13 protein-coding genes are annotated in these 15,148 nt (G+C 43.3%); 7 read left to right on the plus strand and 6 right to left on the minus strand.

Annotation, left to right across the window (positions count from 1 at the left end):
- Positions 1 to 42: 42 nt before the first annotated feature.
- The 5 genes from JS40_RS14245 to JS40_RS14265 form a co-directional block, all read right to left on the minus strand.
- Complete coding sequence (locus tag JS40_RS14245; protein WP_051957632.1) at positions 43 to 1,251, minus strand: succinylglutamate desuccinylase/aspartoacylase family protein; 1,209 nt, start codon at positions 1,249 to 1,251, stop codon at positions 43 to 45.
- Complete coding sequence (locus JS40_RS14250) at positions 1,235 to 3,112, minus strand: glutamate-cysteine ligase family protein (protein ID WP_034261641.1); 1,878 nt, start codon at positions 3,110 to 3,112, stop codon at positions 1,235 to 1,237. Before JS40_RS14250 ends, JS40_RS14245 begins: the two co-directional genes overlap by 17 nt.
- A 181-nt stretch (positions 3,113 to 3,293) precedes the next feature.
- Positions 3,294 to 5,807, minus strand: a complete 2,514-nt coding sequence (locus JS40_RS14255) for a M14 family metallopeptidase (RefSeq protein ID WP_034261644.1) — start codon at positions 5,805 to 5,807, stop codon at positions 3,294 to 3,296.
- An 83-nt stretch (positions 5,808 to 5,890) separates the two neighbouring features.
- Positions 5,891 to 6,280 (minus strand): PUR family DNA/RNA-binding protein, encoded by a 390-nt coding sequence (locus JS40_RS14260; protein WP_034261647.1) that lies wholly within the window; start codon positions 6,278 to 6,280, stop codon positions 5,891 to 5,893.
- Positions 6,281 to 6,343: 63 nt separating this feature from the next.
- On the minus strand, positions 6,344 to 8,101 hold the full coding sequence (locus JS40_RS14265; RefSeq protein ID WP_034261651.1) for an ABC transporter ATP-binding protein: 1,758 nt from the start codon (positions 8,099 to 8,101) through the stop codon (positions 6,344 to 6,346).
- A gap of 119 nt (positions 8,102 to 8,220) precedes the next feature.
- Here JS40_RS14265 and JS40_RS14270 point away from each other — a divergent pair, with 119 nt between their 5' ends.
- The 4 genes from JS40_RS14270 to yajC all read left to right on the plus strand — a co-directional run bounded on the left by JS40_RS14270 (position 8,221) and on the right by yajC (position 11,184).
- On the plus strand, positions 8,221 to 9,318 hold the full coding sequence (locus tag JS40_RS14270; RefSeq protein WP_034261654.1) for a Glu/Leu/Phe/Val family dehydrogenase: 1,098 nt from the start codon (positions 8,221 to 8,223) through the stop codon (positions 9,316 to 9,318).
- A 72-nt stretch (positions 9,319 to 9,390) separates the two neighbouring features.
- Positions 9,391 to 10,335, plus strand: a complete 945-nt coding sequence (gene nusB, locus JS40_RS14275) for a transcription antitermination factor NusB (RefSeq protein ID WP_034261656.1) — start codon at positions 9,391 to 9,393, stop codon at positions 10,333 to 10,335.
- A 53-nt stretch (positions 10,336 to 10,388) separates the two neighbouring features.
- Complete coding sequence (locus JS40_RS14280) at positions 10,389 to 10,883, plus strand: DUF1573 domain-containing protein (RefSeq protein ID WP_034261657.1); 495 nt, start codon at positions 10,389 to 10,391, stop codon at positions 10,881 to 10,883.
- 10 nt (positions 10,884 to 10,893) lie between these two features.
- Positions 10,894 to 11,184, plus strand: coding sequence for a preprotein translocase subunit YajC (gene yajC, locus JS40_RS14285; RefSeq protein WP_034261659.1), 291 nt, complete (start codon positions 10,894 to 10,896; stop codon positions 11,182 to 11,184).
- Between the two features lie 75 nt (positions 11,185 to 11,259).
- On the opposite strand, the gene pepT is transcribed toward yajC, so the two are convergent.
- Complete coding sequence (gene pepT / locus JS40_RS14290; protein WP_034261661.1) at positions 11,260 to 12,498, minus strand: peptidase T; 1,239 nt, start codon at positions 12,496 to 12,498, stop codon at positions 11,260 to 11,262.
- An 87-nt stretch (positions 12,499 to 12,585) separates the two neighbouring features.
- On the opposite strand from pepT, the gene JS40_RS14295 reads away from it, so the two are divergent.
- Genes JS40_RS14295 through JS40_RS14305 form a run of 3 tightly spaced genes read left to right on the plus strand, consistent with a single transcriptional unit; the run spans position 12,586 to position 15,147 of the window.
- Positions 12,586 to 13,623 (plus strand): quinone-dependent dihydroorotate dehydrogenase, encoded by a 1,038-nt coding sequence (locus JS40_RS14295; protein WP_034261663.1) that lies wholly within the window; start codon positions 12,586 to 12,588, stop codon positions 13,621 to 13,623.
- Positions 13,616 to 14,230 (plus strand): LysE family translocator, encoded by a 615-nt coding sequence (locus tag JS40_RS14300; protein WP_034261665.1) that lies wholly within the window; start codon positions 13,616 to 13,618, stop codon positions 14,228 to 14,230. The genes JS40_RS14295 and JS40_RS14300 overlap by 8 nt, the downstream gene beginning before the upstream one ends.
- A 53-nt stretch (positions 14,231 to 14,283) precedes the next feature.
- On the plus strand, positions 14,284 to 15,147 hold the full coding sequence (locus JS40_RS14305) for a hydroxymethylglutaryl-CoA lyase (RefSeq protein ID WP_034261667.1): 864 nt from the start codon (positions 14,284 to 14,286) through the stop codon (positions 15,145 to 15,147).
- Position 15,148: the final 1 nt, after the last annotated feature.

Below are 15,148 nucleotides of genomic sequence, written 5' to 3' on the forward strand. Positions count from 1 at the left end.
AAAGATACGACTTTGTAAAAGAGGGTAAAACGGAATACAAGTTTAATTTCTTGAATACCACTCGGTATCCTTGTAAGCAGCGGTTTTGGCTGCTTTTTCACGATTCTTCATAAGGATATGGAACCGATCGATCTCACGGCTTCTATAGCCCAAAAGATGAAAGAAATCTTTGGTGAAAAATCGTGCAATTCGGATGTCCACTATTAGCGTGTCCTTTTTTTTAGATTGCCAGCGGACTCCCGGTAAAATAGGGAGGAGCGCATCTACATGAAGTTTTCGTAACCAGCGGGAGAGATGCATAAAGACCTTTGGGATGGACCGCACGACAAAAAAACCGTCTCTTCCTTGTTGTTGGTATAAGGGCATGAATATTTCGCCTTTGTACCGGGCGATGATCGGTTTTCCGTTCTTATGCGCCAACAACTGTCCCTTCCCAATGGATTGAAAATTTGTAAATCCGGGCTCCATGATAAACGTATCCGTTTTCTGAAGCGGGTAGTGATGGAATATCTCAAAGAAACCGCGTTTCTCCTTACTTTGGTCTCTAAGGATAGTCTCAGATCTTTTAACCTGAACTGCTGTTTGCGGAATACACCCGGAAAAGGCCAGACTCAGGTAACTAAAGGCCTTATGGTTTATCACCGCTTGCGGATCGTCGTGCTGCCCCCCTTCAAATCCGAAGGCGACGTACCCCAGTTCGTTCACGTAGCTTAGCAAAGGGCCCACCAAGTATTCTTCGATCCCTAAAATAATTGGAACGGGGTACTGCGAAGTGAATCTTCGATTTAACAGATTGTCGTTTACGGTGATAAAAGGGATGGTCCTGCTGGATGTGGTGTGAAGGTCGAAGAAATAGAACGGGCCTGTTTCATTTTTAACTATTTCTGAAAATGTATCGTAGAGTTCACATTGTTCTTTCCTGTCCTCGTTTTCGGAAGGATTATAATTTCCTGCGATCAGTTTTTTGATCGTAGGAAGAGTCCATAATCGGTTAAGGTCTTCTTGTTGGAATCTTTGACCGTGACGTAAAGCCCAAAGATTTCCGGCCACTGCATATATATTTCCCTTTATTGTAATATTCTCTTGTTTTAGCTCCTGCATCAATTGTTGAAGGGCGATGACCCCTGCGGGTTCGTTTCCGTGCAGACCCCCCACGAAGACCGTTGTGGGACCGGGTTCTGCTCCGGTAAGATGTCCAATGATGCGTTGTGTCACTACTTTGTTTTGAACAGTATTAGGAAGTTCGGTCATTGTCAAAAGGTATTACATCTTTAATGGTTATAATTCCAATCATTTCGTTATCCTTGACTACCGGCAAACAGCCAAATTCATGTTCCTTCATAAGCGCTATGGCTTCCGAAATAGGAGTGTCTGAACGCACAGTAGTGACATCCTTAACCATGATATCGGCCACGGTCAAAGTACTGTCGTTCTCCTCATTTTTTTTATGTTTTTCCATGTGCGTCCAGGTGAGAAGACCCCTTAAAGCACCGCTTTTGCCTTCTACCGGTACATGGTGCACATTTTTCCATTCCATTACTGAAGTGGCAAGACTGGCAAGATCATTTTCTTTAACCGTGAACAACTGGGTGGACATAATATGACCTACAAGATGTGCCGATGACAATGCTCCGGCACGATAGTTTACCTGTGGCCATTCATTGACCGTCTTTCCTGTCTCTTGGGCTTCGTACATTGACTTGGTAAGGATGCGCAGCGCATCATCTTTTTTCATTGTCTTTCGCAGCTTTCTGAAGTTTTGAACCATCCACTGGGAACCGGTAATTCCGTTCGCCCGAATTTCTATAATTTTCAAAAATCGTTCTATATCTGCAGAATCGATACCTGCTTTTTTGAGTCCTGAATAGGCAATGGGCAAGAGTTCTTTCAGAATAAGGTCCTTAACCGAATACGCTTTATCCATCCATTGAAGGACAGCGTGTTTTCCTGTTCGAGCAGCCTTGATAAAATTGGATTTTGCATCTCTAAAATCCATTACGGCTGGCATGTGATCGAAGGAGGAAGGGCGGCCTATCATTAGACCTACCCAGAAGACAAAGGTCGCCATTTCGTCCAGCGTCGATGGTCCCGACGCAATATATCTATTCTCTATACGCACATGTGCCTTTCCTCCGCCCACACCGTAGCAGGGACGATTCCATTTATAGATTGTTCCATTATGGAGATTGAGTGCCGGTAATTTGGGAACTCCGCCTTCTGCCAAGATGTCCAAAGAATCTTTCTCTATATCTTTAGATAAGATCACCTTGTGAATGGCGATATCATTTTTATATATGTCTGCAATCGATCCGGACTCCCATTGGGTCCCAAAGGAAACCCGTGCTTGTTGGTCCTTCAAGGCATACGAAGAGAATCTGGTATCGATGCTTTGCTGGAACAAAGCAATTCGGGTCTCATCCCACAATTCTCTGCCCAGAAGCAGGGGTGAATTTGTGCTTATACCCAAAATAGGACCTGAAATTGCCTGCGCCCAATTGTAACTGGAAATAAAATCCTGTGGCGGTATTTGTAAATGCATTTGGAAGCTGGTGTTACAAGCTTCAAATAGAACCGAATCATGATGAATGCTTAGATCGTCCACGCCCTTTATATATAGCTGGAAGTCACTGCCGCGTAACTCCTTCATCATGTCATTGAGGGCCCAGTACCTGGGTTGAGGCGTCATGTAATAGAATTCCAGTTCATTCTTACTAATGGTTGGGAGAATGCCGGTAAGCAACACATGGGTGTCGTATTGTTTGGCAGTAGTACTCGCTTTCTGCAACAATTCGTTGAGTTGTGACTCCATCAACGAGAAACAGTTGGATGTTAAACGAACGGGATCGAGATTGATCTCCAGATTATAACGCGCCAGTTCGGTAGTAAAATGCGGATCGTCAATAGCTTTTAAAATAGCTTCAGCACGGTCTGAAGGGCGCCAGTGAGGCGTAAGAAGACAAAATTCCTGCTCCGAACCTATACGTACGATATCGTCTTCAATAAGCCCTTTCTCCAGCATCTGTTCTAATGCTTTTATATCGTTCAATAGATGTCCTATGAATTTGGCCCTGTCCTTATGCTGAAGGGTACTAAGTACTTTGTGTTCTCCCATATCTCACGATTATACAGTCGTTCGATCCTGACCGTACGACTAAATATTTCGTAAGATAAAGCGGTTACATCTCTTAAAATATGACGAATCGCATATTTTGAAAGAATATATCACGGAGATAGTTTCTCCTGCACGATATAAAAGACCCGTCCTTTGTTCTAGGGTCGTAGGCATTGACTCCTTACATCTCGTCGCCGAAGAAGATGGCATTCATCAATAACTTATTGGTGCCATACCAAAACGCCCTAAAGTTATGGTTATCGGTAAAATAGATCACTTGTCCGCGTCCCAAGCCACCAATCTTTACAGCAGCTGTATTCTTGAGATCCTCCAGGTTGGGTGTAGAGATATACCCGCTAAGCAGCGGTGTGTCCGTATATACAATAGGATTGTTATAGCTGTCTTCATCCGATTTTAAGAAAAGGGTGCTGTTTCGAAATACCGGCAATGTCGAATTCTTATAACCGAAGGCTACCGGGTGAGATCGATCCAGTTTTGTTTCAAAAATAGCTCCGCCAATAACTTGGGCACCGCGATAATCACTTCTTTGTTCGAAACTTATATTTGTAGCCGTATCTTTTCGGGTTTTAAATTCCATTTTTAAAAGTTCATTGCTGTTAAACCAACGACCGGCATTTTTGTATCCAATTAAAGTTCCGCCGGCTTCAACCCAGGATTTTAGTTTTTCTGCATCCTCTTTATCCAGAGCATTCCCCCAACTGCTTGGTATAATAATATCGGTATAGCGACTTAGGTCTGTTCGGCTAAAATCGCGGGTATCGATCTTAGTTAGTGCCATATCGAAACGTTGGTCCATAAGATGCCAGATCTCACCGGCATCGTAAGGAGTGATCCCATCACCAATGATCATAGCTACCTTAGGTGCTTCTACCGATCGAAACTGATTGCTTCCCAAGTCGATCCCTTGGGTAAGTCCTGTTGTGACCGGGGTAAAAGTGACGTGCGTTTCTTTTGCGATCGTTCTGATAAGATCCGCCAATGCCTCACCGGATAATTTTTGATTTTGTACAGGAATCAGGATAGTACCGTAATCGTATTGGATGCCGTTCATTGAAAAGGGTTGCATCCCCACTTTTGCCCGAATGTCCTTTTGAAGCAGTGCATTCAATGCTTTTGGAGCATAGTAGTCATGCCATTCCATCAGGTAGGCGTAACCGGAAGTGCCGGGCACGGGAGCCTCCTTTTGTGTAAGGTTTGTTACCTGAGCGGCAGCTCGCCCCATAGATGTTTCGGTGTAATCTACGTTGAAAGCAAGCGGAAAGGTCCACGCACTAATATCATAGAACAAGCTATCGGTAAAAGATGTTCTTTTTTCGAACATCGCATTGATGAGGCGATGTTGTTTTTGATTCTTCGGAATAACATAACTATATCCTTTTTTATATGTTCTTCCATCTGCCGAGAAATCGGAATTTAATTCGTGAAACTTGATCTTATGGCGTTGGAGTATTTCAGCTAAATGAAAGACCTTTGACGCATCTTTCTCATCTCCAAACACAATAGCACCTGCGCCTGAAGCTTCATTACGAGCATTACTGAAGAATTCCCGTTGATAGTCAAGCAAGGATTCACGCATGGCTACTGCAGCCTCCAAGGTAGAAAGCGCAGCAGTAAACTGATTGCGGATGGTGAAGGGAAAGGTGAGGATTCCGTTGTCACTTTCCTGTGCATGACCGCGTGAGGAAGCTTGTTCGAATAAAATCCCGATACTTCCATTGATATCCGGAAAGGTAGATCCTTTTCCGTAGTAAAAATCATCAAAACTCTCTTCGGTATAGTAAAAGCTACCGATCTTGTCCAGGGCTTTGGCATGAAACTTTGCGATCTCTCCGGTAAGTTGTTGGTTCTTTTTTGGAGTAAGCGGATGCGTTCTCGACGGGATCCCCGGTTGAAAAAAGAAACTGGCGTTCGTTCCCATTTCGTGATGATCGGTGAGTATGTTCGGGTACCAATTGTGGAACGTTTCTATACGTGCCCGACTCTCAGGTAATTGAACAGGCAACCAGTCACGGTTCATGTCGAACCAGTAATGGTTGGTGCGTCCGCCCGGCCAGGCTTCACTGTATTCTCTATCATTCGGATCGGGGTTGATGTTCTTTGCTTTATGAACATTCACCCAACTGGCAAAACGTTGTAAACCATCCGGGTTGAATGAAGGATCGAAAAGGATTATGGTATTTTGTAAGAGGGTGTCGATCTTTGGCCCCTGAGCCGCTGCCAAATAATACGCAACAGCGAGTCCGGCATTGGCACCACTAGGTTCGTTCCCGTGTATGGAAAACCCCTGATACACAACTACGGGCATGTTCGCTGTATTGAGAGTGCTTGCATTAGCCTCGGTGAGTGCTACATGCTCTCGACGCAAGGTCTCCAGGTTTGCATGATTGGAAGGAGCAGTGATGGTAAGCAATAACAACGGGCGACCTTCAAAGGTTGTCCCTCTATCCTCTATGGTAACACGATCACTCGCATTGGCAAGAGCGTACATATATTGTACTAATTTATCATGAGTGATGTGCCATTCACCTACCTCATGACCGATGACGCTTTTAGGCGTAGGAATATTGGTGTTGTAGGTAACATCGGATGGCAGGTAATAGTTGAGGTCAACAGTATCGTTTTGAGCAATTCCAGTAGAAATTAACAGTAAGAGAAGCAGGGAGAGTTTTTTCATAATATAATTTGCAAAAAGGTTAAAGATAAAAAAACCGCTTCGAAAGATCGAAACGGTTCATTCAATTTTATAAAAAAAACTATTTATATGTCGTCAAATTCAACATCGGTGAAATTAGATGTTGCCGGTTCATCGGTGTCAGCATCTTGTTCGGGCGTAGTGGCCATATCGTCCTTTTTAAAGTCCTTTTGGTGGCGCTCGCTAATAACCTCTTCCCCTTTTTCATCAAGAATGTACTGGATCATTTCATCCACATGATCTTTAAACTCAATGAAATCTTCTTTGTAAAGATAGATCTTGTGCTTTTTGTAGTGGAATGAACCATCGTCATTGGTAAACTTCTTACTTTCGGTAATGGTTAAATAATAATCTCCGGCTTTGGTAGATCTAACGTCAAAGAAATAGGTACGTCTTCCGGCTCGCATCACTTTTGAGAATATTTCTTCTTTCTCCATCATGTACTGATCACTCATAATTATCAATTTGTTAAGGTTCTGCCAAAAATCCAAAAAAAATACAAATATCGCAAAGGTAATTTACATTTCTTTTTCTGAAAGCTGTTTTGCATAGAGCTCTTTGTAGTAACCTTCGCTGTTGACCAATTCGTTATGAGTGCCTTGCTGCATGATCTGTCCGTCTTCCAGCACTATGATTTTATCGGAATTTTTTGCGGAGGACACCCTATGACTTACAATAATGGTGGTCTTGTTCTGTGAGATCTTATGAAGGTTCTGTAAGATCTCTTCCTCTGTTTCGGTATCGACCGCAGAAAGACAGTCGTCAAACAGCAGTATGGTTGGGTCTTTAATAATGGCACGTGCAATGGAGACCCGCTGTTTTTGTCCGCCACTTAGTGTTATACCCCGTTCGCCCAAGACGGTATCATACCCTTTACTGAAGCCTACAATATTTTTATGTACGGCTGCATTCTTTGCAGCTTCCATCACTTCTTTATCGGTTGCATCTGCCTTACCGAATTTAATATTCTCCTTGATCGATTCACTAAAGAGAAACGCATCTTGCGGTACATATCCTATGCTTCCGCGGAGATCGTTCAAATTCAATTCCTTGATCGGGGTTCCGTCAATACAAATCTGTCCGCTTTCCACATCATACAGTCTGCCTATCAATTCTAAGATTGTCGATTTTCCGGAGCCTGTATGTCCAATGATCGCCAAAGTCTCTCCGGGTCGCACCGAAAAGGAAACATTCTTCAACGCCGTTATGTTCGTATCGGGATAGGTATAACTTAGGTTCTTGAATTCGATGGCACCGGAAACCGGTGTGGCGTGCTGCACCTCGTTCTTAATAGCAGGTTCTTCCTTTAGAAATTCGTTGATTCGTTTTTGAGAAGCTTCAGCTTGCTGCACCATTGAGGTTACCCAGCCTACCACGGCAACAGGCCAAGTAAGCATATTTACATAGATCAAGAACTCTACTACGGTTCCCAGGTCCTGGATCTCACCGTTGATAAATTGTTTCCCTCCCACATAGATCACCAGCAGATTACTAATACCAATTAGAAGGATCATAAGCGGAAAGAAGAGTGCCTGTACTTTCACCAGATCGATGTTCTTTTCCTTGCTTGCTTCTGAAAGACTTACGAACTCAGTGTTGATGCGGGGTTCTATGCCGTAAGCCTTAATGACCGAGATCCCACTGAAGCTTTCCTGGGTGTAGGAGGTTAGTTTCGATAAATATTGTTGTACGACCGTGCTGCGTTTGTGGATGGCCACACTTAATCGGTAGACTGCTATGGACAAGACCGGTAGCGGTGCGATGGCGTACAGCGTGAGCAGCGGTGCTTTGTAGAACATATAGCTAATCACCACAATAAACAGGGTAATGGTCGTAACACTGTACATAATGGCAGGGCCAACGTACATACGTACTTTGGACACATCCTCGCTAATTCGGTTCATAAGGTCTCCCGTTCTGTTCTGTTTGTAAAAACTTAAGGAAAGCCTTTCATATTGCTGAAAGATCTCATTCTTGAGATCGTATTCAATGTATCGCGAAACGACAATAAAGGTTTGCCGCATTAGGAAAGTAAAGAGAGCTGCCAGAAGCGTCGTGCCCAGGATCAAGAGGATGTTAGTAAGCAAAGCCGATTCGATTGCGGCCTGATCGGTTATTTCTCCACTCACCGATCTTTTAATCACCGTGATAGAATCTCCTACCAACATAGGAGCCAGCAATGCAAAGATCCGTGCAATGATGGTAATAAAAAGGCCTAATAACAGCCGCCCGCGATACTTAATGAAGTAACGGTTAAGGTATTGGAGTTCTTTCATTTATGGAAAATTCTATAGGCTATCAAATTCTTATTTTAACAACAATTATTTTGTGAGATTGTTACCAAACCACTACTTTTGCGCGTCCATTTTAAGGATGTTATAAATTTAAAATTAATATGGTGACGGAAGTAGTAAATTCGAATGAACTTCAAAAAATAGACCCGGTTTTTGGGCAAATGTCCTTTGATAATCACGAACAAGTTGTTTTTTGCAACGACAAAGATACAGGATTAAAAGCAATAATTGGGATCCACAATACCGTTTTGGGGCCTGCTTTGGGCGGTACCCGTATGTGGAACTATAAAAGTGAATGGGATGCATTGAACGATGTTTTGCGTCTCTCTCGAGGGATGACCTTTAAATCTGCTATCACGGGATTGAACCTTGGTGGAGGAAAAGCAGTTATTATTGGTGATGCCAAAACTCAAAAGACACCCGAATTGATGTTGCGTTTTGGTGAGTTCGTTCATTCCTTGAACGGAAGGTACATCACTGCAGAGGATGTTGGGATGGAAACATCAGATATGGACTTGGTACGTACCGTGACACCGTATGTTACCGGTATTTCCGAATCTAAAGGAGGAGCTGGAAATCCGTCGCCCATTACGGCCTATGGTGTTTTTATGGGTATGAAAGCTGCGGCTAAGTATACCTTTGGAAGCGATGTCCTGGAAGATCGTGTGGTTTTTGTTGAAGGTATTGGAAATGTGGGTGAGGCTTTGGTAGAGCATTTGTCCAATGAAGGTGCCAAGGTCTATATTGCCGATATCAATCAAGATCGTCTGGAAGAAGTACGCGACAAGTATAGTGTAGAGATCTACGGCGGACATAATCTTTATGCAGAGCAAATGGATATCTACGCACCTTGTGCCTTAGGAGCCACTGTGAACGATAGTACGATCGCCCAGCTTAAGGCCAAGATCATTGCCGGAGCCGCCAACAATCAATTGGCAGAAGAGCAGAAGCACGGCCTCTTACTTCGGGAAAAAGGAATTGTGTATGCGCCCGATTTCCTTATCAATGCAGGAGGAATCATCAATGTGTACGCCGAATTGGAGAACTACGGCCGTCAGGAGATCATTCGTAAGACTGAAAATATCTATAATACAACATTAGAGATCCTTACCAATGCCGAAACCAATGATGTGACCACACATCAAGCCGCTTTGAACATTGCACAGTCGCGAATTGACGCAAAAAAAAATAATAAGTAATCATTTCATAAAATAGTATCTTTGCAACGCACAAGAGTTTCTTGTGCGTTGTTATTTACAAGTTCTTTCTATATGCTAACAAGAAGACATATTAGGGTAAAAGTATTACAGTCGGTGTATGCCTTCAACCAAACAGCCTATCAGGATATTGAGAAACAGGAAAAGTTCTTGCTGTATAGCTTGGACCAGATGGAGGACCTTTATCTTATAATGCTTCAGATCCTGGTCGAGATGCGTGATCAAGCCCAGGAATATCTTGTAAAATCGCAGAACAAGCATTTGCCTACGGCAAAAGAGAAGAATCCCAGCAAGAATTTTGTGAACAATAAACTGCTTCAGCTTATAGCCGAGCAATCTTCCCTTTCAGAAGCGATCAAAAAGAAGAAACTCAATTACTGGAAAGAAGACGATGAGTACGTACGTATCCTTTTAAAGTCATTAAGGCAGCAAGAATGGTATGATGCCTATCTCGCTATGAGTGCGCCTACTTTTGCTGATGATAAGGATTTTGTGGTAAAAATGTATAAGGAGATCATTGCTCCCAATGATAAGCTTTATGACTATTTGGAAGATAAACGCCTTACCTGGTTGGATGATTTTCCTATTGTAAATACTGCCTTGGTAAAAGTATTGTCCAAAGTATCGGCTAAGAATGTCAAGACGGTGTTGCTTCCGGAGCTGTATAAAAATGAAGAGGACCGAGATTTTGCCGTGACCTTGTTCCGAAAGACCATTCTTAACGAAGAGAAGTTGAGTAAGGAGATCGACGGCAAAACACCTAACTGGGATACCGAAAGGATCGCAGAACTAGATATGATCATACTAAAAATGGGAATTACAGAATTTCTCAATTTCCCTTCTATTCCTGTACGTGCCACTATTAACGAATACCTTGAAATTGCCAAGGAATACTCTACGCCCAAGAGCAGTCTGTTCATTAATGGGATCCTGGACAAGATCGTAAAGGAATTTACCGAAGCAAAGAAATTAAATAAAATTGGCAGGGGTCTTACATAAAAACAAAAAAATAAGTACTTTAGCCACGCTTAAAACTTAAAAATTTTTATTCTATGAAAAAATCAATCTTATTAGTAGCAGTACTCGCTGCAGTTGCTTTTACTTCTTGTAAAGAGAACGCAGCAGATAAAGTGAACGAAGAAAATGTAGCTGCTGCTGCAGATCGTGACGCAAAAGCAGGTGAAGTGCCTGTAATGACTTTCGAAGAGACCGAATACGATTTTGGAACTATCGAACAGAATACACCCGTAGAGCACGTATTTAAATTCACCAACACAGGGAATGCTCCTTTGGTGATCGTCGATGCAAAAAGTAGCTGTGGATGTACTGTACCTGAGTATACCAAAGCACCTGTTGCACCGGGAGAAAAAGGTGAATTACTGGTAAAATTCAACGGAAGCGGAAAGAATCAAGTAAGCAAGACCGTAACAATTACGGCTAATACTGCTGCCGGAAAAGAGACCCTTAAGATTAAGGCGTTCGTAAACGCTCCTGAAGGACAGGCAGGAAATGCCTCTTCCATGATCCAAACGAATTCCGCACAATAAAACACACACTATGAGCGCAGAAATGCAACAATTTCTTGGCCCCCTTTTATTATTTGCAGTCTTTATCATTTTCTTTATCGTACTGCCTCAGCGAAAGAAACTTCGGCAGGAAAAGAATTTTGATAAAGGACTTAAAAAAGGTGATAAAGTGGTCACCAAAAGTGGATTACACGGCAAACTGCTGGAGCTTCACGAAGATGGCACTTGTATTATTGAAACGGGAGCCGGAAAAGTAAAATTTGAACGCTCTGCGCTTTCCATGGAACTTACCAATAAGGAAAATGCTCCTGCGAAAAAATAGTGGTACAGTCTATTAATAAAAAACCCTTCAGAATTTCTGAAGGGTTTTTTTATGGATTTTATTTTCTTCTGAAGCTTAGGTTCGTTCGGCTGTGAGTTGGGCGATATGTACGATCACCTCAATCGCTTTTTGCATGCTCTCCACAGGAACGTACTCATACCTGCCGTGGAAGTTATGTCCTCCCGCGAAGATATTGGGACAGGGAAGACCCATGTAGCTCAACTGCGATCCATCGGTTCCTCCGCGAATGGGTTTGATCAATGGGGTAATGCCTGCCTTTTTCATGGCCGCTTCGGCAATGTCCACGACGTGCATCACGGGTTCTATCTTTTCCCGCATATTGAAGTACTGGTCCTTTATCTCAACAGATACGGCTTCGCGTTCATATTGTTCATTGATATCGTCTGCCAGCTTCAGTAGCATCTCTTTTCGTGCCTCAAAATGTTCGCGATCGTGATCCCGAATGATGTATTGTAGTTTGGTGTCGTCTACACCGCCCTTGATACTGTACAAGTGAAAGAATCCTTGTCGGTCTTCGGTATGTTCAGGCGTTTCGAGGCGGGGGAGCGAATTGATAAAGTCTGTTGCGATATACATACTGTTGATCATCTTCCCCTTAGCATATCCCGGGTGAACGATCTTGCCCTTGATGCTTACAACGGCACTAGCCGCATTGAAATTCTCATATTCCAGTTCACCTACTTGACTGCCATCCATGGTATAGGCCCATGCTGCTCCAAATTTCTCAACGTCAAACTTATGCGCCCCACGACCAATTTCTTCATCGGGTGTGAATCCCACACGAATCTTTCCGTGTTTAATTTCGGGGTGTTGGATAAGATATTCCATGGCCGATATGATCTCGGCGATGCCTGCTTTATCATCGGCACCTAATAGCGTGGTGCCATCGGTGGTGATCAAGGTCTTGCCTTTGTACAACAACAGATCCTCAAAATCGTCCGGAGAAAGAATAATATTCTGGGCTTTATTTAGGACTATGTCCTTGCCATTGTAATTCTCTACGATCTGGGGCTTCACATTGGCGCCCGTAAAATCGGGAGTGGTGTCAAAATGTGAAATGAATCCAATAATCGGTACTTCGTGATCCACATTAGAAGGCAAGGTTGCCATAATGTAAGCATGTTCATCTATGGTTACCTCCTCCATACCAATACTTTTTAATTCTTCCACAAGCGCATTCGCAAGGTCCCATTGTTTCATGGTGCTTGGCGTTGTGTTACTCTCAGGATCACTTTCGGTGTCCACGGTGACATAACTTATAAATCGGTTGATGAGGTGTTGTTTGTCGATCATACAGTTAGATTTTCAGTACAAATTAAAACATATTCAAATTAACTATTACGCACTTTAATACTATTTTTGCAAAAGATTTTCACGCCTATGTACAAAGCGATCCTTCGACCCATCCTGTATCTTTTCGATCCTGAAAAAATTCATCACACTACATTTTCACTCATTCGTTTTATGAACCGGATAGGGATGGGAGGCCTTTTCCGAAGTATTTACAATGTAAAAGACCCCAGGCTAGAACGTGAACTTTTTGGGCTTAGCTTTCCAAACCCGGTGGGACTGGCAGCCGGCTTCGACAAGGATGCGAAATTGTATCGCGAACTGTCCAATTTTGGCTTCGGATTTATTGAAATAGGAACGCTTACGCCGAAGCCCCAACCGGGCAATCCGAAAAAGAGGTTGTTCCGTTTGTTAGAGGATGAGGCCCTCATCAATCGTATGGGATTTAACAATGGAGGGGTAGAAGAAGCCGTGGAAAGGTTAAAGAAAAATCCTTCAGGAAAGGGTCATGTACTCATTGGAGGTAATATTGGGAAGAACAAGGCGACACCCAATGAAGAAGCCGTTACCGACTATGTGATCTGTTTTGAGGCGCTGTTCGACCATGTCGACTATTTTGTGGTGAATGTAAGTTCACCCAACACGCCCAATCTTAGGGCGCTTCAGGATAAGGAACCTCTTACCCGGCTTTTGCTGAAGCTTCAGCAGCAGAACGCAGAAAAGCCACAGCGCAAACCCATATTATTAAAAATCGCTCCGGATCTTTCCGAAGCACAATTGCTGGATATCATCGAGATCGTTTCAGAAACTAAAATAGACGGGGTGATCGCAACCAATACTACCATTTCCCGTGAGGGTCTGCGATCGCCAGTACAGCATGAAACGGGCGGTATGAGCGGGAAACCTCTTGCAGACCGATCGACCGAAGTAATCAAATTTCTCTGTGAAAAAAGCCAAAATGCCTTTCCGGTGATTGGTGTCGGAGGGATCCATTCGCCCAAGGATGCGCTTGAAAAATTGAATGCCGGAGCGAGTTTGGTGCAGCTTTATACCGGCTTTATCTACGAAGGTCCCAAACTCGTAAAAGAGATAAACAAAACGCTACTGAAGCAGCACAGGAATGATTGAGCACCTGTACCTTTTTATGCTGGCAACGCTGGCGTTAGCACTTTCTCCCGGACCGGATAATATTTACGTGCTTACACAATCATTGACCCACGGTGCCAAAAGTGGTATTGCGACCACGGCGGGTCTCATTAGTGGGTGTATTGTTCACACCAGCCTATTAGCTTTTGGAGTTTCTGCGTTGATCACTGCTTCGGAAACACTTTTCTATACGATCAAGATTTTAGGCGCGCTTTATTTGCTGTACTTGGCCTATAAAGTTTTTAAAAGCACTCCTGATGTTTCGTATTCGAGCGATGCTCCAAAAAAATCATACGGTGAGCTGTTCAAGATAGGTGTGATCATGAATCTCTTAAATCCGAAGGTCATGATCTTTTTCTTGGCGTTCTTCCCGGCCTTTTTGTGGGATCCTTCGGAAAACACCGTTCTACAATTCTATATTCTGGGAATCACATTTATGGTGGTTTCATTTCTCACTTTTAGCACCATCGCATTGCTGGCCGGAAGTATTTCGCGGTTTCTTACCAAAGGAAGGGTCGTTGGAGTTGTTTTGAAATGGCTTCAGATACTTGTGTTTGTGGGGATTGCTTTGTATATCGTGATCCCTTAGATTTTTTAAACGAATAGATTTTTCCCTGCTCGGGAATTTATATCTTTATCCTAATGCAACACGTCAAGATCATAGAATGTCCCAGAGATGCCATGCAAGGCATTAAAGATTGGATACCAAGCATCGAAAAAGTAGAATACATTCAGTCTTTATTGCGATGCGGTTTTGACACCATTGATTTTGGGAGTTTTGTTTCTCCAAAGGCGATTCCTCAAATGCAGGATACAGCAGCGGTACTGTCGCAATTAGACCTGACACAGACGCAAAGTAAATTATTGGCCATTGTCGCCAATGTTCGCGGAGCGCAAGCAGCAGTACAGCATCCGGAAATCGATTATCTGGGATACCCTTTTTCCATCTCTGAAAATTTCCAGATGCGGAACACGCATAAGACCATTGCACAGTCCATTGATGTCCTACAGGAAATTCTCGAGCTGGCAGACAAGCATTCGAAAGAAGTCGTTGCATACTTATCCATGGGATTTGGGAATCCGTATGGTGATCCCTGGAATGTCGCCATCGTAGGCGAGTGGACCGAACGACTTTCGGCTATGGGGGTAAAGATCCTTTCCTTAAGTGACACGGTTGGCACCTCCACACCGGAGATCATTACCTATTTATTCTCTAGTCTCATTTCGCAATACCCCCACATAGAATTTGGGGCGCACTTACACACCACGCCTACCGCTTGGCATGAAAAGGTGGACGCAGCATACAAAGCCGGTTGCCGTCGATTCGACGGAGCTATTCAAGGTTTTGGCGGTTGCCCCATGGCCAAGGATGAATTGACGGGTAACATGCCTACAGAAAAGATGCTTAGTTATTTTACTGCGGAAAAGATTGACAGTGGTATTAATCCTATGTCTTTTGAAAGTGCACATAACCAAGCCACTAAGATTTTTACAAAATACCATTGAT

The organism is Altibacter lentus (assembly GCF_000746845.1).
Classification (GTDB): Bacteria; Bacteroidota; Bacteroidia; order Flavobacteriales; family Flavobacteriaceae; genus Altibacter; species Altibacter lentus.